Source organism: Pseudomonas sp. (assembly GCF_048265905.1).
Lineage (GTDB): Bacteria > Pseudomonadota > Gammaproteobacteria > Pseudomonadales > Pseudomonadaceae > Aquipseudomonas.
The window spans coordinates 454,934-481,681 of record NZ_JBLXAP010000002.1 but is presented as its reverse complement, the minus strand read 5'-3'; the positions used below and the strand labels follow the sequence as shown (position 1 = coordinate 481,681).

26 protein-coding genes are annotated in these 26,748 nt (G+C 54.3%); 14 read left to right on the top strand and 12 right to left on the bottom strand.

Annotated elements, in window-relative coordinates; genetic code table 11:
* Positions 1 to 132: 132 nt before the first annotated feature.
* From ACN0UH_RS05415 to ACN0UH_RS05400, 4 genes are read left to right on the top strand one after another with little or no spacing between them, the layout of a single operon-like run.
* A complete protein-coding gene (locus tag ACN0UH_RS05415; protein WP_417661079.1) occupies positions 133 to 1,278 on the top strand; it encodes an ABC transporter permease in 1,146 nt (381 codons plus the stop codon).
* Positions 1,275 to 2,063 carry an ABC transporter ATP-binding protein gene (locus tag ACN0UH_RS05410; protein WP_417661078.1) on the top strand — a complete coding sequence of 263 codons (789 nt, stop codon included), beginning with the start codon at positions 1,275 to 1,277 and terminating at the stop codon, positions 2,061 to 2,063. The genes ACN0UH_RS05415 and ACN0UH_RS05410 overlap by 4 nt, the downstream gene beginning before the upstream one ends.
* The gene (locus ACN0UH_RS05405; protein WP_417661077.1) at positions 2,063 to 2,977 is read left to right on the top strand and encodes an MlaD family protein; all 915 of its coding nucleotides are present in this window, start codon (positions 2,063 to 2,065) and stop codon (positions 2,975 to 2,977) included. The genes ACN0UH_RS05410 and ACN0UH_RS05405 overlap by 1 nt, the downstream gene beginning before the upstream one ends.
* A complete protein-coding gene (locus tag ACN0UH_RS05400) occupies positions 2,974 to 3,594 on the top strand; it encodes an ABC-type transport auxiliary lipoprotein family protein (RefSeq protein ID WP_417661076.1) in 621 nt (206 codons plus the stop codon). The genes ACN0UH_RS05405 and ACN0UH_RS05400 overlap by 4 nt, the downstream gene beginning before the upstream one ends.
* Before the next feature lie 4 nt (positions 3,595 to 3,598).
* Here the strand turns inward: ACN0UH_RS05400 and ACN0UH_RS05395 are convergent, their stop codons facing one another.
* From ACN0UH_RS05395 to ACN0UH_RS05370, 6 genes are all read right to left on the bottom strand, one after another.
* Positions 3,599 to 5,530 (bottom strand): RecQ family ATP-dependent DNA helicase, encoded by a 1,932-nt coding sequence (locus ACN0UH_RS05395; protein WP_417661116.1) that lies wholly within the window; start codon positions 5,528 to 5,530, stop codon positions 3,599 to 3,601.
* A gap of 876 nt (positions 5,531 to 6,406) precedes the next feature.
* Positions 6,407 to 7,750, bottom strand: a complete 1,344-nt coding sequence (locus tag ACN0UH_RS05390; protein ID WP_417661075.1) for a DUF1329 domain-containing protein — start codon at positions 7,748 to 7,750, stop codon at positions 6,407 to 6,409.
* Positions 7,751 to 8,198: 448 nt separating this feature from the next.
* Positions 8,199 to 8,912, bottom strand: a complete 714-nt coding sequence (trmB, locus tag ACN0UH_RS05385; protein ID WP_417661074.1) for a tRNA (guanosine(46)-N7)-methyltransferase TrmB — start codon at positions 8,910 to 8,912, stop codon at positions 8,199 to 8,201.
* Between the two features lie 135 nt (positions 8,913 to 9,047).
* Positions 9,048 to 9,842 carry a thiazole synthase gene (locus ACN0UH_RS05380; RefSeq protein ID WP_417661073.1) on the bottom strand — a complete coding sequence of 265 codons (795 nt, stop codon included), beginning with the start codon at positions 9,840 to 9,842 and terminating at the stop codon, positions 9,048 to 9,050.
* A gap of 120 nt (positions 9,843 to 9,962) precedes the next feature.
* Positions 9,963 to 10,163 carry a sulfur carrier protein ThiS gene (thiS, locus tag ACN0UH_RS05375; protein WP_087518595.1) on the bottom strand — a complete coding sequence of 67 codons (201 nt, stop codon included), beginning with the start codon at positions 10,161 to 10,163 and terminating at the stop codon, positions 9,963 to 9,965.
* 127 nt (positions 10,164 to 10,290) lie between these two features.
* The gene (locus ACN0UH_RS05370; RefSeq protein WP_417661072.1) at positions 10,291 to 10,668 is read right to left on the bottom strand and encodes a DUF423 domain-containing protein; all 378 of its coding nucleotides are present in this window, start codon (positions 10,666 to 10,668) and stop codon (positions 10,291 to 10,293) included.
* Positions 10,669 to 10,735: 67 nt separating this feature from the next.
* On the opposite strand from ACN0UH_RS05370, the gene mtgA reads away from it, so the two are divergent.
* The gene (gene mtgA, locus ACN0UH_RS05365) at positions 10,736 to 11,470 is read left to right on the top strand and encodes a monofunctional biosynthetic peptidoglycan transglycosylase (RefSeq protein WP_417661071.1); all 735 of its coding nucleotides are present in this window, start codon (positions 10,736 to 10,738) and stop codon (positions 11,468 to 11,470) included.
* 11 nt (positions 11,471 to 11,481) lie between these two features.
* On the opposite strand, the gene ACN0UH_RS05360 is transcribed toward mtgA, so the two are convergent.
* The 5 genes from ACN0UH_RS05360 to ftsY all read right to left on the bottom strand — a co-directional run bounded on the left by ACN0UH_RS05360 (position 11,482) and on the right by ftsY (position 16,191).
* Entirely contained in the window at positions 11,482 to 12,099 is a 618-nt protein-coding gene (locus tag ACN0UH_RS05360; RefSeq protein ID WP_417661070.1) for a hypothetical protein, read from the bottom strand.
* Between the two features lie 57 nt (positions 12,100 to 12,156).
* Complete coding sequence (gene rpoH / locus ACN0UH_RS05355; protein ID WP_087518599.1) at positions 12,157 to 13,011, bottom strand: RNA polymerase sigma factor RpoH; 855 nt, start codon at positions 13,009 to 13,011, stop codon at positions 12,157 to 12,159.
* 111 nt (positions 13,012 to 13,122) lie between these two features.
* Positions 13,123 to 14,139 (bottom strand): permease-like cell division protein FtsX, encoded by a 1,017-nt coding sequence (gene ftsX, locus ACN0UH_RS05350; protein WP_417661069.1) that lies wholly within the window; start codon positions 14,137 to 14,139, stop codon positions 13,123 to 13,125.
* Positions 14,139 to 14,807, bottom strand: coding sequence for a cell division ATP-binding protein FtsE (gene ftsE / locus ACN0UH_RS05345; RefSeq protein ID WP_010489490.1), 669 nt, complete (start codon positions 14,805 to 14,807; stop codon positions 14,139 to 14,141). The genes ftsX and ftsE overlap by 1 nt, the downstream gene beginning before the upstream one ends.
* A gap of 79 nt (positions 14,808 to 14,886) precedes the next feature.
* Positions 14,887 to 16,191, bottom strand: a complete 1,305-nt coding sequence (gene ftsY / locus ACN0UH_RS05340) for a signal recognition particle-docking protein FtsY (protein WP_417661068.1) — start codon at positions 16,189 to 16,191, stop codon at positions 14,887 to 14,889.
* A 374-nt stretch (positions 16,192 to 16,565) separates the two neighbouring features.
* Between ftsY and ACN0UH_RS05335 the strand changes: the two genes are divergently transcribed.
* From ACN0UH_RS05335 to ACN0UH_RS05320, 4 genes are all read left to right on the top strand, one after another.
* Entirely contained in the window at positions 16,566 to 17,921 is a 1,356-nt protein-coding gene (locus ACN0UH_RS05335) for a M16 family metallopeptidase (protein WP_417661067.1), read from the top strand.
* The gene (locus ACN0UH_RS05330) at positions 17,914 to 19,377 is read left to right on the top strand and encodes a M16 family metallopeptidase (protein ID WP_417661066.1); all 1,464 of its coding nucleotides are present in this window, start codon (positions 17,914 to 17,916) and stop codon (positions 19,375 to 19,377) included. Before ACN0UH_RS05335 ends, ACN0UH_RS05330 begins: the two co-directional genes overlap by 8 nt.
* The gene (gene rsmD, locus ACN0UH_RS05325; RefSeq protein WP_417661065.1) at positions 19,377 to 19,970 is read left to right on the top strand and encodes a 16S rRNA (guanine(966)-N(2))-methyltransferase RsmD; all 594 of its coding nucleotides are present in this window, start codon (positions 19,377 to 19,379) and stop codon (positions 19,968 to 19,970) included. The genes ACN0UH_RS05330 and rsmD overlap by 1 nt, the downstream gene beginning before the upstream one ends.
* Positions 19,971 to 20,063: 93 nt before the next feature.
* Positions 20,064 to 21,080, top strand: coding sequence for a hydrolase (locus ACN0UH_RS05320; RefSeq protein WP_417661064.1), 1,017 nt, complete (start codon positions 20,064 to 20,066; stop codon positions 21,078 to 21,080).
* Here the strand turns inward: ACN0UH_RS05320 and ACN0UH_RS05315 are convergent.
* On the bottom strand, positions 21,053 to 21,712 hold the full coding sequence (locus tag ACN0UH_RS05315; protein WP_417661063.1) for a TetR/AcrR family transcriptional regulator: 660 nt from the start codon (positions 21,710 to 21,712) through the stop codon (positions 21,053 to 21,055). The genes ACN0UH_RS05320 and ACN0UH_RS05315 overlap by 28 nt on opposite strands.
* A 272-nt stretch (positions 21,713 to 21,984) precedes the next feature.
* Between ACN0UH_RS05315 and ACN0UH_RS05310 the strand changes: the two genes are divergently transcribed.
* The 5 genes from ACN0UH_RS05310 to ACN0UH_RS05290 all read left to right on the top strand — a co-directional run bounded on the left by ACN0UH_RS05310 (position 21,985) and on the right by ACN0UH_RS05290 (position 26,735).
* Positions 21,985 to 23,415, top strand: coding sequence for a coniferyl aldehyde dehydrogenase (locus ACN0UH_RS05310; protein ID WP_417661062.1), 1,431 nt, complete (start codon positions 21,985 to 21,987; stop codon positions 23,413 to 23,415).
* Between the two features lie 63 nt (positions 23,416 to 23,478).
* A complete protein-coding gene (locus tag ACN0UH_RS05305; protein WP_417661061.1) occupies positions 23,479 to 24,024 on the top strand; it encodes a twin-arginine translocation pathway signal protein in 546 nt (181 codons plus the stop codon).
* A gap of 68 nt (positions 24,025 to 24,092) precedes the next feature.
* Entirely contained in the window at positions 24,093 to 25,688 is a 1,596-nt protein-coding gene (locus ACN0UH_RS05300) for a GMC family oxidoreductase N-terminal domain-containing protein (protein WP_417661060.1), read from the top strand.
* Between the two features lie 150 nt (positions 25,689 to 25,838).
* Positions 25,839 to 26,318: a pantetheine-phosphate adenylyltransferase gene (gene coaD / locus ACN0UH_RS05295; RefSeq protein ID WP_010489480.1), complete on the top strand. Its 480-nt coding sequence runs from the start codon at positions 25,839 to 25,841 to the stop codon at positions 26,316 to 26,318.
* Between the two features lie 165 nt (positions 26,319 to 26,483).
* Positions 26,484 to 26,735, top strand: a complete 252-nt coding sequence (locus tag ACN0UH_RS05290) for a YfhL family 4Fe-4S dicluster ferredoxin (RefSeq protein WP_339488794.1) — start codon at positions 26,484 to 26,486, stop codon at positions 26,733 to 26,735.
* Positions 26,736 to 26,748 lie beyond the last annotated feature (13 nt).

Sequence of the window (26,748 nt, the reverse complement as noted above, 5' to 3'; positions counted from 1 at the left end):
TGAATATTCAGCGATTCTAGCCTGCCAGCCAGATATTGCGCTGCAATTGGCGGGCAAACGCAGCTGAGCATTTATAGTGCCGCGCTGACTCTGTTACTGTTATCGACAAAGCGAGCAGGTTAAGCCAGACACATGACCCAAGCACCGTTTATCAACCCGCTTCAATTAGACCGCAAGGATGCTGGCTCTGGCTTGCAGATTGGCGGCGATTGGACGCTGGCGCATTTCGCTGCACTCGAGCCGCAAGTCATGCACGCACGTGAAGCTGTGGCTGCTGATACAACGATTGACCTTAGCGACATCAACCAATTGGATACAGCTGGAGCCGCTTTATTAGTCGAGTTGCTCGGCGAAGCGCGGTTACAGGAGCTTGAAACCAACTCACCACATTTGAGCGCCGAACGTCGGCAACTGTTGCAGAGCGTGGGGCACGCAATAACTGAGTCACGAAGAACCCCGCCAGCACCAAGCCCTTCAGCCATTACCGAGTTTTTTGGTCACATCGGCATGGCTGTCGATGACTTCCTTTGCAAGGCCCGCGAGTTGATCGGGTTCTTTGGGTTGACCGTCAGCACCATGCTCAGCGTACTGTTCAAGCCCAGTCGCTGGCGTATTACCTCGCTGACGTCACACCTTGAACAAGTCGGGCTCAATGCGGTGCCAATTGTGGCGCTACTGACCTTTCTGGTCGGCGCGGTCGTGGCATTTTTAGGTGCAACAATTCTGGCCGACTTCGGCGCCAGTATTTACACCATCAACTTGGTTGCGTTCTCTTTCCTGCGCGAATTTGGCGTGCTGCTCACGGCAATCTTGATGGCGGGACGCACAGCCAGCGCCTTCACCGCACAAATTGGCTCGATGAAGGCCAATGAGGAAATCGACGCGATCCGCACGCTCGGCCTCAGCCCGATTGAACTGCTGGTCGTACCACGGGTCTACGCCATGCTGATTGCCCTGCCCGTGCTGACATTCATTGCGATGATCTGCGGCATCGTTGGCGGCGCCATGGTCTGCGCCTTGACCCTGAATATCTCGGTCACCAGCTTTATCAGCATTTTCCACGAAAGCATCGAGCTGAAGCATTTTCTGGTGGGCATGGTCAAAGCGCCGATCTTTGCCTTTCTGATCGCCATTATTGGTTGCTTGGAAGGTTTTAAAGTCACCGGTAGCGCGCAGTCGGTTGGTGAGCGCACAACCTCCAGCGTGGTTCAGTCAATTTTCGTGGTGATTCTGCTCGATGCCATCTTCGCGTTATTCATGGTGGAGATGGGCTGGTGAGTAAGGAAACAGTGATTGAAGTGCGCGGGCTGTGTAACCGTTTCGGCGCGCAGAGTGTGCATGAAAACCTCGACCTCGATTTATACCGCGGTGAAGTGCTCGGCGTCGTCGGTGGTTCGGGTACGGGCAAGTCGGTGCTGCTGCGCTCGATTGTCGGTTTGCGCAAACCCAACGAAGGTAACGTCAATGTTTTTGGGCAAACCTTGCTGGAGCTGGACGAACACCAACGCTCATTGATCGAACGCCGCTTCGGTGTGCTCTACCAGCGCGGCGCGTTGTTCTCGTCACTAACCGTTACTGAGAATATTGCGCTACCACTGATCGAACACGCCAAACTCAGCCGCGCCTCGGCTGAGCGTCTAGCACGGGTCAAACTGGCGTTGGTCGGCTTACCCTGCGTGACCGGCGACAAATACCCGGCAGAGCTGTCAGGTGGCATGATAAAGCGTGCGGCGTTGGCCCGCGCCTTGGCGCTTGAACCAGATATTTTGTTTCTCGACGAACCCACCGCTGGCCTCGACCCGATTGGTGCAGCTGATTTCGATCAGTTGATACTGACCCTGCGCGACGCACTCGGCCTCAGCGTATTTCTGGTCACCCACGATCTGGACACGCTCTATACCATTTGTGATCGTATCGCCGTGCTCTCGCAAAAACGTGTGTTAGTCGCCGACACACTGGAAAACGTCGCCGCAACGGATGATCCATGGATTCAGCAATATTTTCACGGCCCGCGTGGACGCGCGGCCAAGCAGGCAGCGGATAACGCGCCACGGAGAGCTTAATGGAACCTCGCGCACATCATGTTTTGATCGGCCTGTTTACCGTGCTAGTCGTCAGCGCTGCACTGGTTTTTGCGATCTGGTTGAGCAAGCACTCCGCCGACCAGCAGTACAACGAATACAGCGTGGTTTTCAATGAAACAGTTAGCGGCCTTTCACGCGGCAGCGCTGTTCAATACAGCGGGATTACTGTCGGCGATGTCCAGCGCTTGTTCCTTGATCCCAAAGATCCGCGCAAGGTAATAGCCTGGATCCGTATCGCCAGCAACACCCCGATTAAAACTGACACCCGAGCTCGCCTGTCGATCACCGGCATTACCGGCACTGCGGTCATCCAAATGCACGGCGGCACCCCGCAAAGCCCACGTTTACTTAGTGAAGATGGCGAACGCGCTGAAATCATTGCTGATCGTTCACCACTGGCCAAATTGCTCGCCAATGGCGATGACCTCGTGTTCAACATCAATCACTTGATCAACCAAGCCAATCACTTGCTCAACGACGAGAACCTGACACAAGTATCCAAGACGCTGAAAAATCTTGAAGCAGTCACCGCAATGGTCGCGGAACAACGCGATACGCTGAACAAAACCGCGAAGGAAATCAGTATCGCCAGCACGGAAACAGCCATGCTGATGCGCAATGCCAATAGCCTGCTGAATAATTCAGGGCGCAAGAGCTTCGACAACATCGAGCGCATCAGTGCATCGCTGGAGCGCAGCAGCAGTAATATCGAACGCATCCTCAGCGAGAACCGTGATGCTCTCAGCCAAGGTATGCAGGGTGTCAGCAACCTGGGCCCGGCGATCAATGAACTGCGCGACACCATGAGCACCATCCGCTCGTTCTCACGCCGCGTCGAGGACGATCCGGCTTACCTACTGCGCAGCGATACCATTAAGGAGTTTCAACCATGAGCCGGTTTATAAGCGTCAGTGCCGTCATCTTCAGCGCGCTCATGCTCAGTGCTTGCTCTATCTTGCCGGAGCCTGAACAGCTGCATGTTTACCGCCTGCCAAGCGCCGAACCAAGCATCGGTTCAAGCGCAGCCAGTAGCGCCACGACTTTGCAGGTCAACCGCCCGAACAGTAACCAGATTCTCGATAGCTCACGCATTGTCGTGTTGCCAGATGGCGATCAGATCAGTACCTATCAAGGCGTGCGCTGGAGTGATCGCGCACCGACCATATTGCGTGATCGTTTGATCGACGGCTTCGTCAACGCCAACCGCTTTGCGGCGGTGAGCAGTGATGACAACCATTTGCAAACCGATCTGCAACTGGTCAGCAGCCTCCGGGCATTTCAAAGTGAATACCGCAATGGAGCGCCGCAGGTGCAAATTCAACTTGATGCGCAACTGGTCGACAGCCGCCAGCAGATTGTCGCCAGCAAACGTTTTAGCGTCAGCCAAGCGGCGACAAACGCCTCCGTTGGCAAGGTGGTTGAAGCCTTTGGCGGCGCGGCTGACAGCCTATCAAGCCAAATTATCGAGTGGACGGTCAGCCAGAGTAATAAAGCGCCTAAACAACCTTAAGCGGCTATGCCGAGGTCTCGACCCACTCACGCACCTGAGCGTATTGATAATCTTGCAACGCCGCGAATCCTGCCAGGTTGCGCGCCTTCAGCTTGGTCAGCAACGGCACGCTGATACCGCAGAAAAAACGGGTTAAGCATTCGCTACTCGGCGCTCCTTCCTTCGAACCCTGGTAACGCTGAATAAACTCACCGCCTAACGCACTAACCGACTGTTGATCGAGCGGCGCTAATACTGGCGGCTCAGGCAAGCGGGCAATCTGGCCTTGGCACACTGAACAATGACCGCACTGCAACGGCGCCTGCTCATCCCCAAAGTAGCTGGCGAGCCGCTGGCTGAGGCATGTATTACTGGCAAACAAGTCAAGCATGGCGTGAATACGCTTGATCTCGCTGTGCTCTTGTTGCTTGAAGTAGCGGTGCAGCTCTGCGCTTAGTTGGCCAGGATCAAACGCAGGATCAAGCAATGTATAAACCTCGGTCATTTGCTTGCTTTCAAGCTCGATCCAGGCGTTTTCCTGAAAGTAATCCAGTGCTTTTATCACGCGGGCGCGCTCGGCCTGGTGCTGCTGGTAAAGCTGATCGAAGTCGACAGTGCACCAAGTTCGCGCGCGCTTCGATGACTCGACCAATGCCTCAACAAAATCCCGGCGTTCACCCTCAAATTTGGCGCTTAGCTGTTCTGGCTCAATCAGATATTTGAAGCGATATTCCGCGAAGTAGGCATATTTAGGCGCGATAATTCGCCTAAGCTCCAGCTGCACCAACAACGTCTTCAAGGCCAGCAGACGGATATTGCTCTGTTCTGAAAGCGCATTAAGGGTCAGCTCCCACTGGCCATCAGTGCTACTGGTGAGCAGTTCGTCGAGCACCCAACGAATACCCTCAAGCTCCGGCGTGTCCCCGTAAACGAAATTTTCCAGCACATTGAGGCTGTCGCGGTTGGCCATTACCCAGCAATCTGAAGGCTGGCCATCACGCCCGGCGCGGCCGATTTCCTGGCTGTAGTTTTCCACCGACTTGGGTAAGTCGTAGTGCACCACATTGCGGATGTCACTTTTATCGATGCCCATGCCAAAGGCGATGGTCGCGACGATGCAGTTCAATTCCCCGCCCATAAACTGACGCTGGATCAACTCACGCCGCTCATGCGGCATTCCCGCGTGATAGGCACTGGCGGGAAAACCTCTCGCCGCCAGCAAATCAGCCACCTGCTCAGCGGTTTTCTGCTGGGTCACATAGACAATACTCGGTTGCCCGGCTTTGGCTGATAACCACTCAACCAAGCGCCGCTGCTTGTCAGCTCCGGCAACCGGTTCGACCAGTAAATTAAGGTTTGACCGATAAAAACCGGTGGTCACCACATCCGCCTCGGCTATCTCGAATTTCTGCTGCATATCAGCAATGACCGGCGGTGTTGCAGTCGCGGTAAGCAGCAACACCTGAGCAATGTTGAACTGGCGACGGTACTCCGGCAGCTTCAGGTAATCAGGCCGAAAATTATGCCCCCACTCCGATATACAGTGCGCTTCATCAACCACCAGCAGCGAAATCGGCACTTGCTGGATGAAGTTGCGAAAGCGTTCATTTTTCAGACGCTCGACCGAAATCATCAGGACTTTTAACTCACCACTCTTGGCGTCGCGCATCACCTGCGCAGCCTCTTCTCGACTCTGCGCAGAATCGATACTCGCCGCCTTGATCGAATGCCGCTGCAAAAATGCCAGTTGGTCCTGCATCAAGGCCAGCAGCGGTGAGATCACCAGCGTCAGATGCGGCAAATGCATGGCTGGCAACTGGTAACACATCGACTTACCCGAACCCGTCGGAAAGATTGCCGCGACTGAACGCCCCGCCATAATCGCCTTGATTGCAGCCTCCTGACCGGGGCGGAATTGCTGGTAACCAAAGGTGCGTTGCAAGCTGTCGTAAATCAACAATCTGTCCTCTTTTGTATATCTTCAGTTGGTTGAGCGCTAAGCGCGCCCATAGGCCAGCGAAAGCAGGGAATGTGACAGCTGCTGGTTCGCGCGCAAACCTATACGACGATCGGTCACTTGCTAATACGCGCTTGAACTCAAGCAAACCGCCCGTATTCACGGGCTTCGACAGCACGTTCAGCTGTTAAAGAAATATTAATTTTCTGGGTATGACTAAACCATCTAACGGCAAACGCTGCCATGGAGTAGATTGAGGTCATGAACAGTTGCACAGGAGCTTTATATGAAGGAATCGGTTTTTGCGGCAGCTTGACTGCTTTGAACTGAACCATCAACAAAGCGGGCCGAAGACCCTACGCACCTCATGCTCAGGCCTTGCTTGAGCCGGTACACGAGGCTAACGACCTTGCCACTGGTTGAGTATTGAAACCCTCAAGTTAGCCGACAACTGGGCCTGACAACTCCACGTAATGTGGTCATATCAATGTTCAGCACCAACAGTTTGTAGCGTCAAACCGGCATCTTGATGATGATTATCAGCCAATTTTAAGCCGGCAGTGCACAGACAAGTTGGATCCACTGCGCAGCGGCGAATGACGACGTTACTAAGTCTTCAGAGCACAGCACATAGGCAACACTTATAGCCGTGATGAGCGGCCCCTGTTTCACCTGTATCTCCATAGTTTCATCGCGTAACGTGTTAGGACTGTATCAGCAGTCACACACAAAAAGCCGCCTCAAGGCGGCTTTTCCGCGTCTGGCGATGCGCAAAATGCACCGCGCTTGAAACGAGCCGGTTAGATTAGGGCCCGTAAAACAAAACACCCTGCGAAGTTGAGCCTCGCAGGGTGCCGGATGAGTCGCTTAAACCAATCAGTTACCCGAGCGACGCAGCGCTTGCGGGGTGAAGTCACGAGGCGTCAGGCCAACCTTGAAGTTATACATGGGCTCATTGTTATCGAGGCCATCGACAAAGTAACGCTCACCTTTGAAGTCATAGATCGTTTCCAGCGTACTGCCAAACATCGGCACATCGTAGTAACTGATCGGATGGCTCTCTTGCAGGCCGCTCAACTCACCATCTTTGTTGTATAGATCAACCGCTAAAATTTGCCAGCTGTCTTCATCGATGTAGAAACGCCGTTTGGCATAAGGGTGACTAAAGCCCTTACGCAGGTCTGCTTCGACGATCCATACGCGGTGCAACTCATAACGCAGCAGTTCAGGGTTGATGGTGTTGCGCTTGAGGATGGTTTCGTAAGGAATACCTTTTTGATGCACCGCATAGCTGTTGTATGGCACCAGCATTTCCTGCTTGCCCAACAACTTCCACTCATAACGGTTTGGCGCGCCATTGTAGGAGTCGACGACGTCTGCAGTGGCCATGCCGTTGGTATCTGGCTGCAAGGTGTCATACGCCAACATCGGCAGGCGACGCACACGGCGCTCGCCACGGTTGAAGCGCCAGGCTTTGCGAATCGCCAAGACTTGATCAAGCGTTTCCTGCACGACCAGTGCCGAGCCTGCCAGCTTGGATGGCGCAATGACCTTGTATTTGTAATAGAACAAGGTGTTATCCAGATCTTTCGGCGTTACGCCCTCACGGCCGTATAGAAAGTACACATCTCGCTCAAGCTTGAGCAGGTTGTAGGCCCCGTTGGAGAGCACCGCCGCCTGGTTAGTCACAAAACTGATCTGGTCGCCACGGTATCGCATGATGTGGTTCCAGATGGCTTCTTGACCATTTTGCGGCAACGGGAACGGGATTCCCGAGGCAACGCCTAGCACGCCATTCCCCGCGGAAATCAGCTCGGCATTTACCGCGTTGTAACGCGTGGCATCGTAAATACGCTGAGGCGCAGCGGCGCTACGGTGAGTAGGGAAAACACGCAGATAGTAATCTGGATTGTTTTCCAGCAAGACTTTCAGACCCGCTGGCAACTGAGCTTGATACTGGCTTATGTTTTGGCTATTGACCCGATACAGCGGCTGCTCGCCAGCGTATGGGTCCGGGTGATGCATGCCCGACACATAGTTGGCTGGCGGCGTTGCTAGCCCACCCTCCCAGCGCGGGATGGAACCAGCGAGATTGCCGGCCACTTCCCCGCCAAGCGGAGTCAAGTCCTGGCCAAGCCGAGCAGCCTGAGCATTATCAACTTTAGCTTGCGCCTGCAGCGCCACTCCAGCCAACAACAGAATCGAAAGTTTTCGCAACACAGTACTCTCTCCCACAGCGCAGACTTCTTTCATGCACCGCTGTTTTTTATGCACAAGCAATGGCTTGGCTTTATTGGTCAGTCTTGGTGAGAAGCCATCCTGGCGCCGGGTTTTCCCGGTCTAACACTTCGTCCTTGAAATTGATGTTTTAGCTTTTTTGATTAACACCGCAGCCGCGAGTGCTAAAGGCAGACACATGCGACCCACAGCTAAAAGTCGGGCGCAGTTTACCCGTTCAAACAAGCATTTGCTTTGGGCGACCCATAAATTTATAGGACACCCACTGCGCAACCGTAGATACAGGGCCAGCAAGGCTTGAGTCACGGGGGCTGGCGCAGGCCAGTACAATTGCAATTTTTTGTAAATGCTACGATTTAGCCGGGTTGCTGAGGGTTAAGCACGGCGCCTTGCTGAGCCTGGTGAACAGCAAGGCTGCACTTGATACAGCTTAGTTCTGGCGTTCGAACTTGAGGTCCCAAACGCCGTGACCGAGACGTTCACCACGGCGCTCAAACTTGGTGATTGGGCGCTCTGCTGGGCGCGGAACGTATTGGCCATCATCCGCCATATTTCTGTAACCAGGCGCCACGTTCATCACTTCCAGCATGTACTCAGCATAAGGTTCCCAGTCGGTGGCCATATGCAGCACACCGCCGACTTTGAGTTTTTGCCGCACCAGTTCGGCAAATTCGGGCTGAACAATACGTCGCTTGTGATGACGGGCCTTGTGCCAAGGATCGGGGAAAAACAACATCAATCGGTCAAGGCTGTTGTCGGCGATGCAGTTACGCAGCACCTCCAAGGCATCGCAGCTATAGACCCGCACGTTATTCAGGTTTTGGGTCAGCAAACCATTGAGTAAGGCGCCGACACCCGGGCGGTGCACCTCAACCCCGATAAAATCATGTTCAGGCGCTGCGGCGGCCATCTCAAGCAAGGAATGCCCCATGCCGAAACCGATTTCGAAGGTCCGTGGCGCTTGGCGGCCGAATAAAGTATCGAAATCTTGCGGACCATCTTCAAGCTTTAAACCGAACTTGCTCAAGCCCTGATCCAGGCCCCGCTGCTGTCCTTCGGTCATGCGTCCAGCGCGCATAACAAAGCTCTTGATGGTGCGTAGCTTGGGCGAAGTTTCAGGCGTGGCCTGCGGGGAGTCAGTCATTTCGTACTCTTTAACTCGATCGGAATGCGTCTGTCGGCGCCAGGGCTATGGCTGACGCCGACAGGCAGATAAGGGAAAACGGAACTTAGGGGCCTTCTGAAAAAGGTAACGAGCGCCGTAGTTTTCAGGAGTTTCTTAGCGAATCATACCTTCCAGTGGCGACGATGCACTCGCATAAAGCTTCTTCGGCATGCGTCCTGCAAGGTAGGCCAGGCGGCCTGCTTCGATGGCGTACTTCATGGCTTCAGCCATCATCACCGGATTTTGCGCATGAGCAATAGCGCTGTTCATCAGCACGGCTTCGCAGCCTAGTTCCATGGCAATGGTGGCATCAGATGCGGTGCCGACACCGGCATCAACCAGCACTGGCACGGTAGCTTCTTCAAGAATGATGCGCAGGTTATACGGGTTACAGATGCCCAAGCCGGTACCAATCAAACCGGCCAGCGGCATTACCGCGATACAACCCATCTCGGCCAATTGACGGGCGATAATTGGGTCATCGCTGGTATAAACCATCACGTCAAAGCCATCTTTGACCAGAATTTCAGCGGCCTTGATCGTTTCGATCACGTTAGGGAACAAGGTTTTCTGATCAGCCAATACTTCAAGCTTGACCAGATTGTGACCATCGAGCAGTTCGCGAGCCAACCGACAGGTGCGCACAGCTTCGGCAGCATCATAGCAACCCGCGGTATTCGGCAGGATGGTGTAACGGTCTGGCGAGATCACGTCGAGCAGGTTTGGCTCGCCCGGATTTTGACCGATATTTGTGCGCCGCACCGCTACGGTGACAATCTCTGCACCAGAGGCCTCGATGGCAACACGGGTCTGTTCCAAATCCTGATACTTACCGGTGCCCACCAGTAAACGCGATTGATAGGTACGGCCGGCGAGCGTGAAAGGCTTGTCGTTACGAACTTGGCTCATCGAAAACTCCTCGTGCGGGTTGCGCTCTTTGAAGCCAGTCAAGACTTGCTGATGGCTTGCCTTTGAGCACCTGACAAAAATTGGCTGGGTGCGGACACTAACGTAGTAGCAAGGAAGTACTTAGCCGCCACCAATCGCGTGAACGACTTCAATCCGATCACCTTCAGATAACACCGTACTTGCGTGTTGACTGCGAGGCACAATATCCAGATTGAGCTCGACCGCAACGCGGCGGCCCGTCAGATCCAGCTGAGCAATCAGCCCAGCGACAGTCTGGCCATCGGCAAGCTCAAGCGGCTCACCATTCAATTGAATGCGCATGACGTAGCGGTCACAAATTTAGAGGGGTCAGCATTCTAGCCCGATCAACCGCGATGACCAAGGCTAAACAGTATCATTCATCCTCTTTTCTGACGTACGAGTCAGCTTGCAGTCATGCTCAGGTTTCTCAGTTCGGTGTTAAGCGCCAGGCTGCCAGGCCCAGGCATAGCCAACCAAGCAAAAAGGCCAAACCGCCAAATGGCGTGATGATGCCCAGCTTGCCAATTCCGCTCAGGCTCAACAGATACAAACTGCCGGAGAACAGCACTATACCGACGGTAAAAAATGCACCCGCCAACGTAACCCAACGCCCAGGCGCATAAAGCGCAAGCAGCCCAACACCGAACAATGCCAATGCATGAATCAACTGGTAATGAGTGCCGGTTTGAAATACAGCTAAATACTCAGCGCTGAGGGTTTTCTTCAAGCCATGGGCGGCAAACGCACCAAGGCCTACGCCACTGAAACCAGCTACAGCTGACAAGATTAACCACAAACGAGCCATCGAACACTCCAGACAAGACCTGTACGATCGTTATAATGGCTCGCAAACTCAGCCGGGCCAAGCACGCATGTTGCAAACCATTCGCCGCATCCTGATTAAATCCCTGCTCTGGTTCACGGTCGGCTCGGCCTTGCTGGTCCTGGTTCTGCGCTGGGTGCCGCCGCCGGGTAGCGCACTCATGGTCGAGCGCAAAGTGCAATCGTGGATGGATGGCAAACCCATTGATCTGCAGCGCACATGGCGGCCATGGCAAGAACTGCCTGATGATTTGAAGATTGCAGTAATTGCTGGCGAAGACCAGAAATTCGCTGATCACTGGGGTTTTGATTTAGCGGCGATCCGCGCAGCGATCGAGCACAATCAGGAAGGTGGCAGCGTGCGCGGCGCCAGCACCTTGAGTCAGCAAGTGGCGAAGAACCTGTTTCTTTGGTCTGGCCGCAGCTGGTTGCGCAAAGGCATCGAGGTTTGGTTCACCGGGCTAATTGAATTGCTCTGGCCAAAACAACGAATTCTCGAAGTGTATCTAAACAGCGTCGAGTGGGGCGATGGCGTATTTGGTGCACAGGCTGCAGCAGAGCATCACTTTGGAATTGGAGCGCCCTATTTGTCTGCCCATCAGGCGAGTTTGCTGGCGGCAGTGCTACCAAACCCGCGCCAATGGAGCGCCAGCCGGCCAACAGCATATATCAACCGTCGGGCAAACTGGATTCGCCGACAAATGCGTCAGCTCGGGGGCAGCCATTACCTGAATCAACTCAGCGCATCAAAGCCGCAGTGGCTGGCCGCCGCGCTGAACAAATAGACCTAGCAGCGCTATGGCGTAAGCAAACGCTGCGGCACCGCATATAACAGGTCAACATCGTCATCAATGGTATGCGCGGTCAAACCCAGCTGTGGGAAAACCAAGGCCTGACCGCCCTCTTTCAGTTCAAGACGTAGTTTAGGTTGGCCCAAGCTGCTGATTATTTGCTGCGTGGTGACGCTGCCCAACGGCTTAAGGCCAAGGTAAATGATTTGGTAATGCCCGAGCTGTCTGACCAGTTGAGTATTCAGTGGCTGCTCTTCACCTTTCTCGTCGACACCCGCTGCGGCCATCAGACTGACCAGCTCATCATCGCTCAACGCAACCCGGGCCTCGACAGTCCAGACTTGATCATCCGCCTCCAGCTCACCCCGATAAAGCAGTCGGGAACCGTCGAGACGCGGCTGCAACCACAGCTCACCCTCTTCCTCAACTTCATCACTCAGACGCGCCAGAGTCAGTTGATCAGCAGCCAATGGGTCAAAAATATCGGCCTGCCATTTCTGTAGCCATGCCAGCGGTTCGACCATTTGTGGGCCGCGCATCAGCCACGCGCCCCAGCTAAAAAAGATAACCGCGACACCTGCAAAAATTAACCAGTGCTGGGCTCGCAACGGCGGCAACTTCATACTTTTCCTCAGACAGAAAAAAGCCGCACTGATGTGCGGCTTCCTGAATCGCTATGTTTATGCGGCAATCGAACCTTTAAGCTTGCTCATCGCATTCTTCTCTAGCTGGCGAATTCGCTCAGCAGAGACATTGTACTTGGCAGCCAGATCATGCAGTGTGGCCTTCTCTTCAGACAACCAACGCTGATAGAGAATATCGCGACTACGCTCATCCAAGCCGTCCAACGCTTCATGCAAGTTGGCTGTAGAGCTGTCACTCCAGTCAGCGTTCTCGAGCTGTACCGCAGGATCGTAGCGGTGATCCTCAAGGTACTGCGCTGGCGTCTGGAATGCGCGGTCATCGTCATCGTCCGCCGCAGGGTCAAAGGCCATGTCATGGCCAGTCAGACGACTTTCCATTTCACGCACTTCACGGGGTTCAACACCCAGGCTTTCAGCTACTGCGTTGACTTCATCATTGTTCAGCCAGGCCAGACGCTTCTTCTGGCTACGCAGGTTAAAGAACAGCTTACGCTGAGCTTTAGTGGTTGCCACTTTGACAATGCGCCAGTTGCGCAGGATGAACTCGTGAATTTCGGCACGAATCCAATGCACCGCAAACGAAACAAGACGCACGCCCATTTCTGGGTTGAAGCGTTTTACTGCTTTCATAAGGCCGACGTTGCCTTCTTGAATCAGGTCAGCTTGCGCCAGACCGTAACCCGAGTAGCTACGTGCGATATGCACGACAAAGCGCAGGTGAGCGAGCACCATTTGCCGTGCAGCCTCTAAATTCTGGTGGTAGAAAAGGCTTTCGGCCAGCTCGCGCTCCTGCTCTGGAGTCAGCAGCGGGATGCTGTTGACCGCATGCACATAAGCCTCCAGGTTGGCGCCTGGAACTAACGCATGAACAGGTTGCAAGGAAGTGGACATTTGAATCCTCCGAACGACTTAACACGTGCAGTCTAGCACTGCTCGATATGACTTATAACCTCATTACAAGTTCAGTTACTAATAGTCAATATCAATCAAATCAATAACTTGCTACTTAGGAGCCAGCTCGCGCAAATGCCGCGCTACCGCAATCCAGGCGCCAATATAACCGAGCAGCACCGCGCCTAATAGTAGAGATAGACCATCGGCTATCGTTACACCGCCCAGACTGAAATCGCTGCCATACAAACCGGCCAGCCGCACTACCGAACCATCTAGCCAATTCAAGCCGTAAGCAAGCACTAACCAGGCGAGAACCCCGGCTCCAAGACCATAGAGCGCGCCCATATACAGAAAAGGCCTGCGCACATAGCTGTCAGTGCCGCCGACCAGTTTGATGACCTCAATTTCCGTTCGACGATTCTCAATATGCAGGCGGATGGTGTTACCGATCACCAGCAGCAGCGCCATGATCAGCAGCAACGTAAGGCCGAAAATAAAACGCTCGCCGAGTTTGAGGATCGCAGTCAACCGTTCCACCCAGAGCAAATCCAACTGCGCCTGCTGCACTTTGGGTAACGCAGCCAGTCGCGTTCGCAGCGCCTCAAGGCCAACTTTGTCGACCTCTTTCGGCGTTACCAGCACCACGCCAGGCAGCGGATTTTCAGGCAGTTCTTTCAGCGCTTGGCCCAGGCCGGATTGCTCTTGAAACTCCGACAAGGCTTGCTCGCGGCTGACCCAATCGGTCTGCGCCACATCATCCATTTTGTCGATTTGCTCGCGCAGCGTCTGACCATCTGCGTCACTCGCATCAATCTGCAGAAACAGCGAGATCTGCGCCGCACGCTGCCACGAGCCGCCCAAGCGCTCTACATTGTTAAGCAGTAGAGACAAGCCCATCGGTAAGCTCAGGGCGACTGCCATCACCAAGCAGGTGAAGAAGCTACCAATTGGCTGCTTGGCCAGACGGTGCAAGCTGTCAGCCAAGCTGGCACGATGATTTTCCAGCCAGGAGTGAAGCTGGGTTTTGAAGTCCGGCCCGTCCTCAAGACTGTTGTGTTCGGCTTTTTTAGGTGCAGCACCGACACGTTGTGCAGGCTGCGGGGGTGGCATACGGGTCGCACTCATTAGACGGCGTCTCCATCACCAATCAAACGGCCGCGCTGTAATGTCAGCATGCGGTGGCGCATGCGTGCGATCAGCGCCAAATCGTGACTGGCAATCAGCACGCTGGTGCCCAGCCGGTTAATGTCTTCAAACACACCCATGATTTCTGCGGCCAAACGCGGGTCGAGGTTACCGGTTGGCTCATCCGCCAGGAGTAACGCCGGGCGGTGGACAATGGCCCGGGCAATGCCGACCCGCTGCTGCTGACCGGTTGAAAGATCCCCCGGAAATTGCTCGGCTTTATCCGACAGCGCTACACGCTCCAGCGCAGAGCCAACACGCTCACCAATCTCGGCCTTGGACAAGCCGAGAATCTGCAGCGGCAAGGCAACGTTGTCGAAAACGCTACGATCGAACAGCAATTGGTGATTCTGGAACACCACGCCAATCTGGCGGCGCAAAAACGGAATCTGTGCATTGGTAATCTGGCCCAGATCCTGCCCTGCCAACAACAGCTTGCCGCTGGTTGGCCTTTCCATCGCCAAAATCAGGCGCAACAAAGTACTTTTGCCCGCGCCGGAGTGGCCGGTGACGAATAAAAACTCACCCCGACGCACACGAAAACTGAGTTCGTGGAGCCCGACATGTCCATTCGGATAACGCTTACCGACCTGCTCGAATCGAATCATCGAGAGAGTGTCCTAGTCAAAAACAATTGTGAATCCTTCGTATAACGACTGCGCTTGTCGAATGACCCTAGGCAGTGAACTAGCGTTCGGCAAACAGCGCCTTCACGAAGTCATCGGCGACAAAGGTACGCAAATCGTCAATTCCCTCGCCAACGCCGATATAGCGGATCGGCAAGCCAAACTGTTTGGCCAGAGCGAAAATCACACCACCTTTAGCGGTGCCATCCAGCTTGGTCAAAACTAAGCCGCTCAAGTTCACGGTCTGGTTGAATTGTTTCGCCTGATTGATCGCGTTCTGCCCGGTTCCTGCATCCAGCACCAGCAGGACCTCGTGCGGGGCAGTGTCATCAAGTTTGCCCATCACCCGGCGAACCTTCTTCAACTCTTCCATCAGATTGTCTTTGGTGTGCAGACGCCCCGCAGTATCTGCGATCAATACGTCCATCCCCCGCGACTTGGCAGCCTGTACCGCGTCGAAAATAACCGAAGCAGAGTCAGCGCCAGTATGTTGAGCAATCACTGGGATGCTGTTGCGCTCACCCCAAACCTGTAGCTGCTCAACAGCAGCTGCACGGAAGGTGTCGCCCGCCGCCAGCATGACTTTTTTACCTTCCTGTTGAAGTTTTTTCGCCAGCTTGCCGATGGTCGTGGTTTTACCCGCGCCATTAACCCCAACCACCAAAATCACATAAGGCGTTTTGCTGCTGTCGACTTTTAGCGGCTGCTCAACCGGTTTCAGCAGCGCTGCCAGCTCGTCTTGCAGTGACTTATAAAGCGCGTTGACGTTGGTTAGCTGTTTACGGGCAACCTTTTGAGTCAGGTTCTCGATAATCAGCGTAGTCGCTTCAACACCAACGTCTGCCACCAGCAAACGCGTCTCAATTTCGTCGATCAGGTCGTCATCGATCGTCTTCTGACCGAGAAACAAACCGGCCATGCCTTCGCCAAGGCCAGCACTGGTCTTCGACAAACCTTGCTTGAGGCGATTGAACCAACTGCTCTGGTTGCCCGATTTTTCCTGCTCAGCGGCGACCACTGGCGGCGTGGCAACAGGCTCAGTCGCAGGCGCGGCAACTGCAGGCGCGGCAACGCTCGGCTGAACTGGAGCAGGCACGACAGCTGGCGCTGATGGTGTAACCACCTCGCTAGCCTCTGGCTCCGGTGCAACGGGCTTGTCAGCGACTGGCTCAGCAGCAGGCGCAACTGATTCAGCTGGCGCAGGTGTCTGCACAGTGGGTTCAGCCGGAACAGGGGCAGGCTCTTGCGGTTTTTTACGCAACCAGCCAAACAGACCTTTCTTCTCGGCAGTTTTATCAGCAGTTTGCACGGGAATGTTCGTGTCAGACGCTGCTGGAGTCTTCTTATCTTCGTTGGAACCAAACATGGAGGCCGACTATCTCAAAGAAGCAACGCGCCAGTATCAGCACTAAAACCCCAACAATTGCAGGACAAATAGTCGCAGCTGACTGTTCGATGGTAGTTTTTAGTCACTTTTACAGGCATGGTCGCCAGTAAAACGGATGAGTATCCTAGCACCTCAGGACCTGCAGACGCTAAGACCTCGCGCATCTGACTGACCAGTCGCTGCTCGCAGCTGTTTAACCAGTGCCTGGTGTGTGATGATCGGCCTAGGCGCAGAATTGAGCTGGAGAAGAAACACTTGCAGGCTGAACATCAACCTCAAACGCTTCAGGCGCGCATGTTTGCGCTTCAGTCATTCTTGTTTGGCAAACCTTTATCTTCGGTGACCCCCTTCTTATGAATACGATTGCCCGCCGCGCTACCGGCCTGCTGATAGGCATGCTTTGCATGCCTATCTCTGCATTCGCAGCCGTCCCCCAAGCCACTCATGAATTCAGCCTCGACAATGGCCTCAAAGTGATTGTCCGTGAGGATCACCGTGCGCCTGTAGTGGTTTCCCAGCTCTGGTACAAAGTTGGCTCAAGCTTTGAAACGCCTGGCCGCACCGGTCTTTCGCACGCCCTTGAACATATGATGTTTAAAGGCAGCAGCAAGCTCGGTCCTGGCGAGGCCTCGCATATCCTGCGCGAACTTGGTGCTGAAGAAAACGCCTTCACCAGCGATGACTACACCGCTTATTACCAAGTACTTGCCCGCGACCGCCTGAATGTCGCGATGGAGCTTGAAGCAGACCGCATGGCCACACTGAAACTGCCTGCCGAAGAGTTCAAGCGCGAGATCGAAGTCATCAAAGAAGAACGTCGCCTGCGTACCGATGACAAGCCAACTAGCTTGGCGTATGAGCGCTTCAAGGCGATGGCTTACCCCGCCAGTGGTTATCACAATCCGACGATTGGCTGGATGGCTGATCTGCAACGCATGAGCATCGATGAACTGCGCCAGTGGTACGAGGCGTGGTACGCACCGAATAACGCCACGCTGGTGGTGGTCGGTGATGTCAGCGAAGCTGAAGTCAAAACGCTTGCTCAGAAATACTTTGGCGCAATTCCCAAGCGCGAAGTGCCTGCGGTCAAAATCCCCAAGGACCTTGATCAACCAGGCGAACGCCGCCTGACGCTGCACCTCAAAACCCAACTGCCAAGCCTGATGATGGGCTTTAACGTGCCGGGACTGGCCACCGCAGAAAAACCGCGCAGCGTACACGCCCTGCGCTTGATCGCCGCCTTGCTTGACGGCGGTTACAGCGCACGCCTGCCGACACACCTTGAGCGCGAGCAAGAACTGGTGTCGGGCGCATCTGCTTGGTACAACCCCTACCCGCGCGGCGATAGCTTGTTCATGTTGACGGCAACGCCCAACACGCAAAAAGGTAAAACCATCGAGGAGACTGAAGCGGGCCTGTGGAAAGAACTGCAAGACCTACAGAACAACCCGCCTTCAGCTGAAGAAGTTGCTCGCGTACGTGCGCAAGTGATCGCTGGCTTGGTGTACGAGCGCGATTCAATCACCAGCCAGGCCACCTCAATTGGCCAACTGGAAACAGTCGGTTTGTCTTGGAAGCTGATGGATAAAGAGCTCAGCGAGCTTGAAGCCGTCACGCCTGCGGATATCCAGGATGCGGCCAAGAAATTCTTCACTCGCGATCGCCTCAGCGTCGCTTACATTCTGCCAGAGGAGAAGAGCGATGAATAAGCGCAACCCCCTGCGTCCGGGCCTGTTGAGCCTGGCCCTGCTGTCGTTCCTCTCGATCACCAGCCTCGGCGCCAGCGCTGAAGCAACTAACGTTAAAAGCAGCAATAAACTGCAATCACTCAGCGAAATGAGCGAAACCGTCAGCCATCGCAAGCTGGATATCCAGACTTGGAAAACCAGCGAAGGCGCAAAAGTTTTGTTCGTCGAAGCTCACGAACTACCGATGTTCGACCTGCACCTGACCTATGCCGCAGGCAGCAGCCAGGATGGCGATGTTCAAGGCCTGGCGATGTTAACCAATGCCATGCTCAATGAAGGCGTGCCGGGGAAAGATGTTGGCCAGATTGCAGCAGGCTTCGAAGACCTCGGCGCTGAGTTCAGCAACGGCTCATACCGAGACATGGCGGTTACGGGCCTGCGTAGCCTGAGCGCGAAAAAAGAACGTGAACCAGCCCTGGCGCTGTTCAATCAGGTCATTGGTCAACCGACATTCCCAGAAGACTCCTTCATTCGAATCAAGAACCAAGTGCTCGCTGGTTTCGAATATCAAAAGCAGAACCCTGGCAGCCTTGCCGGTATCGAACTGTTTAAGAAGCTTTATGGCAAACACCCGTACGCGCACCCAAGTGACGGCACCGAGAAATCAATCCCGCCGATTACTATCGCGCAACTCAAAGCCTTCCACGCCAAAGCCTACAGTGCCGGCAACACGGTTATTGCATTGGTCGGTGACCTGACTCGCAGTGAAGCAGAGGCGATCACTGCAAAAGTCTCGGCAGCACTACCAAAAGGCCCGGCATTGCCCGCTATTGTTGAGCCGCAACAGCCAGCCGCAAGCAGCAATCATATTGAGTTCCCCTCCAAGCAAACTCACTTGATGCTAGCGCAACTGGGAATCGATCGTGCAGACCCGGATTACGCAGCGCTGTACATGGGCAACCAAATTTTTGGTGGCGGTGGCTTCGGTACACGCCTGATGGAAGAGGTTCGCGAGAAACGCGGGCTGACTTATGGTGTTTACTCCGGTTTCACCGCCATGCAGGTTCGCGGCCCATTTATGATCAACCTGCAAACGCGGGCAGAACTCAGCGAAGGCACGCTACAACTGGTCAAGGATCTGCTACGCGAATACTTGAAAAACGGCCCAACCGAGAAAGAACTGGATAATGCCAAGCGCGAAATGGCGGGTAGCTTTCCGTTATCGACTGCGAGCAACTCGGCGATTGTTGGCCAACTGGGCGCTATCGGCTTTTATAATCTGCCACTCGATTACCTCGAAACCTTTATGCAGAAGGTTCAGGATCTAACCGTCGAACAAGTTAAAACGGCCATGGCCAAACACCTCGACCCAGATGCACTGGTCATCGTCACCGCTGGCCCGACAGTTACTCAACAAGAGTTACCGCCACCAACTGACAACCCTGCCGAGCAACCGCTGGGCGTTCCGGAGCATTAATGAGTAAACAAGCTAGTAGAACAGGCGCCCACGGCGGGTTAGGTCATGTTCGCATTATCGGTGGCGAGTGGGGCTCACGGCGCTTCACTTTCCCTGATGCACAAGGTCTGCGCCCCACCCCAGACCGGGTGCGTGAAACCCTGTTCAACTGGTTAGCTCCGTACGTTGAAGGCGCACGCGTGCTCGACCCGTTTACCGGCAGCGGCGCGCTGTATCTGGAAGCACTGTCTCGCGGAGCTTCCAGTGCATTGGCGCTGGACCTGAACCCTGACTCAGTTGCATCACTGCGCGGCCACCTGCAGACGCTACGCTGTGAGAATGGCCAGCTACTGCAAAGCAATGCCATAACCTACCTGCAAACCCAACCTGCAACTGCGTTCGATCTAGTATTTCTAGACCCGCCATTTCATCAAGATCTACTGGTTCCAACCTGCGAGTTGCTTGAGTCCCGCGGCTGGCTGAGTGACGCAGCGTGGATCTACTGTGAGAGCGAAAAGGCGCCGTCAAAACTGGGATTACCGAGTAACTGGCGCTTACATCGCGAGAAAAAATCCGGGCAGGTGTATTACTCTTTATGGGAACGCAGTACCTAAGCTACCCGCTGCTTTAGGGAACCCCTGAAAAACAAATCCAGCCTCGTATTCAAACGTGCGGGGCTGAACCATACACGCCCACTGGCAACACCGATGAATAATTCCTTTAAGCCTGCATGGTGGCTTCCAAGCGCGCATTTACAGACGCTTTGGAACTCAATGTGCCGCACCCCTCCAACGCTCGAACGGCGGCGCGAGCGCATGTGGCTTAACGATGGCGACTTTCTGGATATGGACTGGTATGGGCCGCATCAAGCAGACACACCATTGGTCCTCCTGCTGCACGGCTTGACCGGCTCATCTAACTCGCTATACATCCTTGGCGTCCAACAAACGCTTGCCGCTCAAGGCTGGGCCAGTGTTGCGCTGAATTGGCGCGGCTGCTCCGGCGAGCCCAATCTGCTAACGCGCGGCTATCACTCCGGCGCCAGCGAAGATCTAGCTGAAACAGTCTGCCATCTGCGCGCGCAGCGTCCTATAGCGCCCCTCTACGCTGCGGGTTATTCACTCGGCGGCAATGTATTGCTCAAGTATCTTGGAGAGACGGGCGAAGACAGTCAGTTGCAAGGTGCTGTAGCAGTTTCGGTGCCGTTCAGACTCGACCAATGCGCTGACCGCATCGGCATGGGTTTCTCAAAGGTGTATCAGGCGCACTTTATGCGCGAGATGGTCGCCTACGTTAGAGACAAACAACGCCTGTTCAGCCACAGCGGCCAGGCTGACCAACTGTCGATACTCGAAAAGCTTGGCCCGCTCGACGGCATGCGTACCTTCTGGGATTTCGATGGCAAGGTCACCGCTCCGCTCCATGGCTTCAGCGATGCGCAGGATTATTACAAGCGTTCTTCAAGCCGCTACTTCCTTGGCAAAATTTGCACGCCAACCCTGTTAATTCAGGCCAAGGACGACCCGTTTGTGTTTGAGCACAGCCTTCCGGAGCCGAATGAGCTGGCAAGTTGCATTGAGTTTGAGCTGCACCCCAAAGGCGGCCATGTCGGCTTTATCGAGGGCACACCGCAGCGCCCGGGCTATTACCTTGAACGGCGTATTCCGCAATGGTTCAGTCAGAGCGCAGGACGTATCTATACCAAGGCCTCGAGCGGCACATAGTAGGTCTGATGCAAGGCTTCGATCTCAGCACGTGATGCAGGAGCTATCAACCCGACTTCTAGCGCCAGCACCTGATAAATGCCGCGCCGCAGCATCTCCTCACTGAGATCACCAGACTTATGTTGTGATGTGCACAAAAAGCGCACCCATGAAGTCAGGATGATCCAGCTATTAAGAGTGAGCGTCTCGATCTGCAGAGCTGTCATCACCAGAATACCGGCATCACAGAAGCCTTGATAAATAGTTTGCGCACCCTGCAGGCAGCGCTCAGAGAACAGTTGGTATCGTTCAGCCAACGATGGGTCATTGTCGAGCAAATGCTCAAGGTCACGGTGTAAAAACCGATAGCGCCACATCGCTTCGAGCAACGATTCCAGATAGAAGTTTTTGTCTTCAATGCTTGGTTCGCGACCTTCCGGCAGCCGCAAAAAACCGTCGACATCACGCTCATAACGAATAAACAGCTCGGCGATAATCGCCTGCTTATTACTGAAGTGGTAGTACAGGTTACCGGGTGAGATGCGCAAAAAATCAGCGATATGGTTAGTCGTAACGCTACGCTCACCCTGACTGTTAAACAGCTCAAGGCTAGCTTGGATAATACGTTCGCGGGTTTTCTGCGGAGCTGCCATATACAACAAGATCTCACTACGTGGTCAGGATTAAATGCATTAAGCGCGATGGGGCTTGAACAAAAGGTACACGCTGACGCCGCAAAAGTGTTACTGCGAGGCCTCTTTCCAGTAAACCGGCAATATTACCCAACTTTTTACATAGCCACATTTGCGAGCAAAAGCTCTATGCTATTTGACATCTTAGAGTATTTGCTCTAAAAATTCATCTCAACGTTCTAACCTGTGCTATCGCCCAGCAAGGTCCACACCGAATCGTAGAGAGCATAAACATGGTCGCCAACGTCGCTTACCTAGAACAAAACCAAGAGCAGATTGATCGGTTGGACAGCACCCTTGCCCTCCAACGCCAGGCCTATCAGGCAAACCCTATGCCGCCTGCCGAACAGCGTATCCAGTGGTTGAATGCGTTGTGCGACCTGTTAAAAAACGAACAGCAAGCCCTGATCACGGCAATATCTACAGATTTCAGCAACCGCTCAGCAGATGAAACGCTGCTCGCAGAAATCATGCCCAGCCTGCACAACATTCACTACGCAACCAAGCGCATCAAAAAGTGGATGAAGCCTTCACGGCGCAGTGTTGGCATGCAATTTATGCCCGCATCGGCCAAAGTCATCTACCAGCCAGTGGGCGTGGTCGGCGTGATCGTGCCGTGGAACTACCCTCTGTTCCTGACCATTGGCCCACTTGTCGGAGCATTGTCTGCCGGCAATCGGGTCATGATCAAAATGAGCGAATCGACCCCGGCCACCTCGCAACTGATCAAAGATCTGCTAGGCAAAATATTTCCAGAAGACTTGGTCAGTGTTGCGCTGGGTGAAGCTGAAGTGGGCATGGCCTTCTCCAAGCTACCTTTCGATCACTTGCTGTTCACCGGCGCGACCAGCATCGGCAAGCATGTGATGCGCGCCGCCGCAGAAAACCTAACCCCAGTCACTCTGGAGTTGGGCGGCAAATCACCAGCAATCATCAGCAGAGACGCCTCACTGGTTGATGCCGCTGAACGCATCGCCTTCGGTAAAACCATGAATGCCGGCCAAACCTGCGTAGCACCTGACTACGTACTGGTGCCCAAAGGCCAGGTTGAAGGCTTCGTTGAGGCGTATCGCAAAGTGGTGTTGAAGTTTTATCCGAAGCTGGAAGATAACCCTGATTACACAGCGATCATCAATGAGCGTCAGCAAGCTCGCCTCAATGGCTACCTCAGTGACGCCGAAAACAAAGGCGCCAAACTGATTCCGCTGTTTCCCAACGCGCAAGACCGTCGCATGCCGCACACAGTGCTGCTCGACGTTAATGACGACATGAAAATCATGCAGGACGAAATCTTCGGCCCACTGCTGCCTATCGTGCCGTATGAGCGCATCGAAGATGCTTTCGCTTACGTCAACCAACGCCCGCGGCCATTGGCCTTGTACTACTTTGGCTATGACAAAGGCGAACAGCAACGAGTGCTGCATGAAACCCACTCAGGCGGTGTCTGCATTAACGACACCCTGCTCCACGTTGCTCAGGACGACATGCCGTTTGGCGGCATTGGCCCCTCTGGCATGGGCCAATATCACGGCCACGAAGGCTTCCTGACATTCAGCAAAGCCAAAGGAGTATTCATCAAGCAACGTCTTAACGCTGCAAAGACCATCTACCCACCTTACGGCAAGTCGATTCAGAAGATGATCTACAAGTTATTTGTGCGCTAAACAAATCGCCGCTGATAGCACATGCTGTCAGCGGCGCATGCAATCCAGACGGTAACAATAAAAATGACAACCCCCCCCCTGAATACTGTTGAAATAAGCCGCCGAGGCTTTTTAAAAACAGGGTTGATTGGCACAGCTTTTTTAGCAACAGCAGGACTTACTGCAACGCTCAGTGGCTGCTCGGCCAGCACGCCTGCTGATGGTTTTCGAGTGATTCGCGCATCAGATATAGCACTGCTTTCTGCAATCATCCCAGTGATAATCGAAGGCGCAGTACCTCCAGCACAAATGCAGCAAGCCGTGACCGGCACCATTCAAAGCCTCGATAACAATCTCGGCCACCTTTCTCCAGAACTGCTCAAGCTCACCGTACAGCTATTCGATGTGCTCGCATTACCGGTTACCCGTGGTCCATTAACGGGCATCTGGGGTAGCTGGGAAAATGCCAGCGCAGAAGATATTCGACACTTTCTGGAACGCTGGCAGAACAGCTCGCTAAGTCTGCTGAAAATGGGTTACGACTCATTAATCAAGCTGGTGTTGATGAGTTGGTACAGCCGCCCCGAGTCTTGGGCTCACTGCGGTTATCCAGGACCACCTACCGTTTAAGTAAACGTCTTGCTCAGTTGGGCCAAAGCGCTCACTTCTAATAAGAGTTAACCAGAGAACTGCCTAATATGCCTGTACCTGACCTATTTGCCGAAGGCTTGGCCCGCGGCTGGAAAACCTACAATGGTTCACGCCTTGAGCAAGACTTAACACTAGAAGCCGATGTTGTGATTGTCGGCACAGGCGCAGGTGGAGGCACCAGCGCGGAAATTCTCAGTGCTGCTGGCTATAAGGTCTTGCTGGTTGAAGAAGGACCACTGAAGACCAGCAGCGACTTCAAAATGCAGGAAGCCGAAGCCTATCCGACGCTTTATCAAGAAGGTATCGGTCGTATGAGCAAGGACGGCGCTATCATGATTCTTCAGGGTCGCGCAGTCGGCGGTACAACCCTGGTCAACTGGACATCCAGCTTCCGTACGCCGCACCAAACCCTTGAGCACTGGGCTAAAGAGCACAATGTCAAAGGCCACAGCGAGAGCGAAATGGCCCCTTGGTTTGAGCAGATGGAACAACGCTTAGGTATTGCGCCATGGGCTATTGAGCCTAACGCAAACAATGATGTAATTCGCAGCGGCTGCGAAAAGCTTGGTTACAGCTGGAAGGTTATCCCACGTAATGTTCGCGGCTGCTGGAACCTGGGCTATTGCGGTATGGGCTGCCCAACCAACGCCAAGCAATCAATGCTGGTAACGACTATCCCGGCGACACTGGAAAAAGGCGGAGAGCTGCTGTATCTGGCGCGCGCCGAACGTTTGATACATGACGGCAACAGTGTCAGCGGGCTTGAATGTGTCGCGCTGGATGAGCGCTGCGTAGCACCGACTGGACGTAAAATCAGAGTCAAGGCTCGCCACTACATTCTCGCCGGCGGCGGCATCAACACCCCAGCCATTCTTAAGCGATCTGATGCCCCAGACCCACATGATCGTGCAGGTAAACGCACCTTTATCCACCCGGTTAACTTCTCAGCAGCGCTATTCGATAAAGTCATCAATCCGTTCTACGGCGCTCCGCAATCGATCTATTCCGACAACTTTCAATGGGACCAGGGCACCACGGGCCCACTCTCTTACAAACTTGAGGTTCCGCCGCTTCAACCAGCCCTTACCACAACGTTGGTGGGTAAATTTGGCGTAGACAATGCTTTGCGCATGGAACAGCTGCCACACACCAATATGATGTTGGCCCTGATGCGCGATGGCTTCCACCCCGAAAGCGCTGAAGGCAGCGTCGAGCTGCGTGATGACGGTAGCCCGGTACTCGACTACAAGATGACCGATTACACCTGGGATGGGATTCGCCGTGCATTTCATAGCATGGCTGAAATCCAATTTGCTGCTGGTGCCAAATCGGTAATGCCTTTACATGCCGATGCACAATACGCAAAGACGATGGCACAAGTGCGCAGTCAAATCGACAACCTAAGCCTGGAGCTGTACCGCACTCGCTTGGGCAGTGCGCACGTCATGGGCGGCTGCGCAATGGGCGAAGATCCTAAGCTTGCAGTAACCGACAGCCTCGGCCGTCATCATCAACTGAGCAATCTTTCTATCCATGACGGCTCGCTGTTTCCGACCAGCATTGGCGCCAATCCACAGCTGTCTGTTTACGGACTTACCGCAAAACTATCGAGCCTACTTGCTGAGCGTCTAAAAACGGCCTAAAGCCATAAACGGGCTCTGTCTGCAAAGTTTTTTAAGCGCAGCAGGCCCTCTAGGATAAGGTTTTGCCACAACAACCGCGTACGCAGACTTGGCCGCTGCGGACTGCTGCGCTACCATCCGACTCCCAAACGGACTCGCCAGGACGTCACGATGAATCGAGTGTTATACCCGGGCACCTTCGACCCCATTACCAAAGGACACGGTGATCTGGTTGAGCGCGCCTCGAAGTTGTTCGACAGCGTGATCATTGCCGTCGCGGCCAGCCCGAAGAAAAACCCGCTGTTTCCGCTGGAGCAACGCGTTGCCCTCGCTCAAGAAGTCACCAAGCACCTGCCAAATGTCGAAGTGGTTGGGTTTTCCAGCCTGCTCGCACACTTTGCCAAAGAACAAGGCGCCAACGTGCTCCTGCGCGGCCTGCGCGCGGTATCGGATTTTGAGTACGAATTTCAACTGGCCAATATGAATCGCCAACTGGCTCCGGATGTCGAAAGCTTGTTCCTCACGCCGTCTGAAAAATACTCGTTCATTTCTTCGACATTGGTTCGCGAGATTGCCGCTTTGGATGGTGATATCAGCAAGTTTGTGCATCCCGCCGTGGCCGAAGCACTAAACCAGCGCTTCAAGAAGTAGGCTATTACTGAGCTACACTTGATTAGACACGGCGATTTTAAGCTAGCAGCTCTGAACAGCACTGGCTTGGCGCGAACAATGGCGCATATCGCGACAATCCGGCACAATTCGCGTCTCGAAGTTAGAAATCGTCGAAGCCACGCGCTTCGACAGGAGCCGTACCGCATGTCCCTAATCATCACCGACGACTGCATCAACTGCGACGTCTGCGAACCTGAGTGCCCGAACGCAGCTATCTCCCAAGGAGAGGAGATCTACGTCATCGACCCGAACTTGTGTACCGAATGCGTCGGCCATTACGACGAGCCGCAGTGCCAGCAAGTATGCCCGGTTGACTGCATTCCTCTGGACGAAAACCACGTCGAGAGCAAAGATGAACTGATGCAGAAATACATGATCATTACCGGTAAGGCGTGATTAATCGCGGTAT

Bases quoted from the DNA above. Each gene is read 5' to 3' on its own strand.
- ACN0UH_RS05415 (WP_417661079.1), top strand. From the start codon at position 133: ATGACCCAAGCACCGTTTATCAACCCGCTTCAATTAGACCGCAAGGAT.
- ACN0UH_RS05405 (WP_417661077.1), top strand. From the start codon at position 2,063: ATGGAACCTCGCGCACATCATGTTTTGATCGGCCTGTTTACCGTGCTA.
- ACN0UH_RS05400 (WP_417661076.1), top strand. From the start codon at position 2,974: ATGAGCCGGTTTATAAGCGTCAGTGCCGTCATCTTCAGCGCGCTCATG.
- trmB (WP_417661074.1), bottom strand. From the start codon at position 8,912: ATGACTGACTCCCCGCAGGCCACGCCTGAAACTTCGCCCAAGCTACGC.
- ACN0UH_RS05380 (WP_417661073.1), bottom strand. From the start codon at position 9,842: ATGAGCCAAGTTCGTAACGACAAGCCTTTCACGCTCGCCGGCCGTACC.
- thiS (WP_087518595.1), bottom strand. From the start codon at position 10,163: ATGCGCATTCAATTGAATGGTGAGCCGCTTGAGCTTGCCGATGGCCAG.
- ACN0UH_RS05370 (WP_417661072.1), bottom strand. From the start codon at position 10,668: ATGGCTCGTTTGTGGTTAATCTTGTCAGCTGTAGCTGGTTTCAGTGGC.
- mtgA (WP_417661071.1), top strand. From the start codon at position 10,736: ATGTTGCAAACCATTCGCCGCATCCTGATTAAATCCCTGCTCTGGTTC.
- ACN0UH_RS05360 (WP_417661070.1), bottom strand. From the start codon at position 12,099: ATGAAGTTGCCGCCGTTGCGAGCCCAGCACTGGTTAATTTTTGCAGGT.
- rpoH (WP_087518599.1), bottom strand. From the start codon at position 13,011: ATGTCCACTTCCTTGCAACCTGTTCATGCGTTAGTTCCAGGCGCCAAC.
- ftsX (WP_417661069.1), bottom strand. From the start codon at position 14,139: ATGAGTGCGACCCGTATGCCACCCCCGCAGCCTGCACAACGTGTCGGT.
- ftsE (WP_010489490.1), bottom strand. From the start codon at position 14,807: ATGATTCGATTCGAGCAGGTCGGTAAGCGTTATCCGAATGGACATGTC.
- ftsY (WP_417661068.1), bottom strand. From the start codon at position 16,191: ATGTTTGGTTCCAACGAAGATAAGAAGACTCCAGCAGCGTCTGACACG.
- ACN0UH_RS05335 (WP_417661067.1), top strand. From the start codon at position 16,566: ATGAATACGATTGCCCGCCGCGCTACCGGCCTGCTGATAGGCATGCTT.
- ACN0UH_RS05330 (WP_417661066.1), top strand. From the start codon at position 17,914: ATGAATAAGCGCAACCCCCTGCGTCCGGGCCTGTTGAGCCTGGCCCTG.
- rsmD (WP_417661065.1), top strand. From the start codon at position 19,377: ATGAGTAAACAAGCTAGTAGAACAGGCGCCCACGGCGGGTTAGGTCAT.
- ACN0UH_RS05320 (WP_417661064.1), top strand. From the start codon at position 20,064: ATGAATAATTCCTTTAAGCCTGCATGGTGGCTTCCAAGCGCGCATTTA.
- ACN0UH_RS05315 (WP_417661063.1), bottom strand. From the start codon at position 21,712: ATGGCAGCTCCGCAGAAAACCCGCGAACGTATTATCCAAGCTAGCCTT.
- ACN0UH_RS05310 (WP_417661062.1), top strand. From the start codon at position 21,985: ATGGTCGCCAACGTCGCTTACCTAGAACAAAACCAAGAGCAGATTGAT.
- ACN0UH_RS05305 (WP_417661061.1), top strand. From the start codon at position 23,479: ATGACAACCCCCCCCCTGAATACTGTTGAAATAAGCCGCCGAGGCTTT.
- ACN0UH_RS05300 (WP_417661060.1), top strand. From the start codon at position 24,093: ATGCCTGTACCTGACCTATTTGCCGAAGGCTTGGCCCGCGGCTGGAAA.
- coaD (WP_010489480.1), top strand. From the start codon at position 25,839: ATGAATCGAGTGTTATACCCGGGCACCTTCGACCCCATTACCAAAGGA.
- ACN0UH_RS05290 (WP_339488794.1), top strand. From the start codon at position 26,484: ATGTCCCTAATCATCACCGACGACTGCATCAACTGCGACGTCTGCGAA.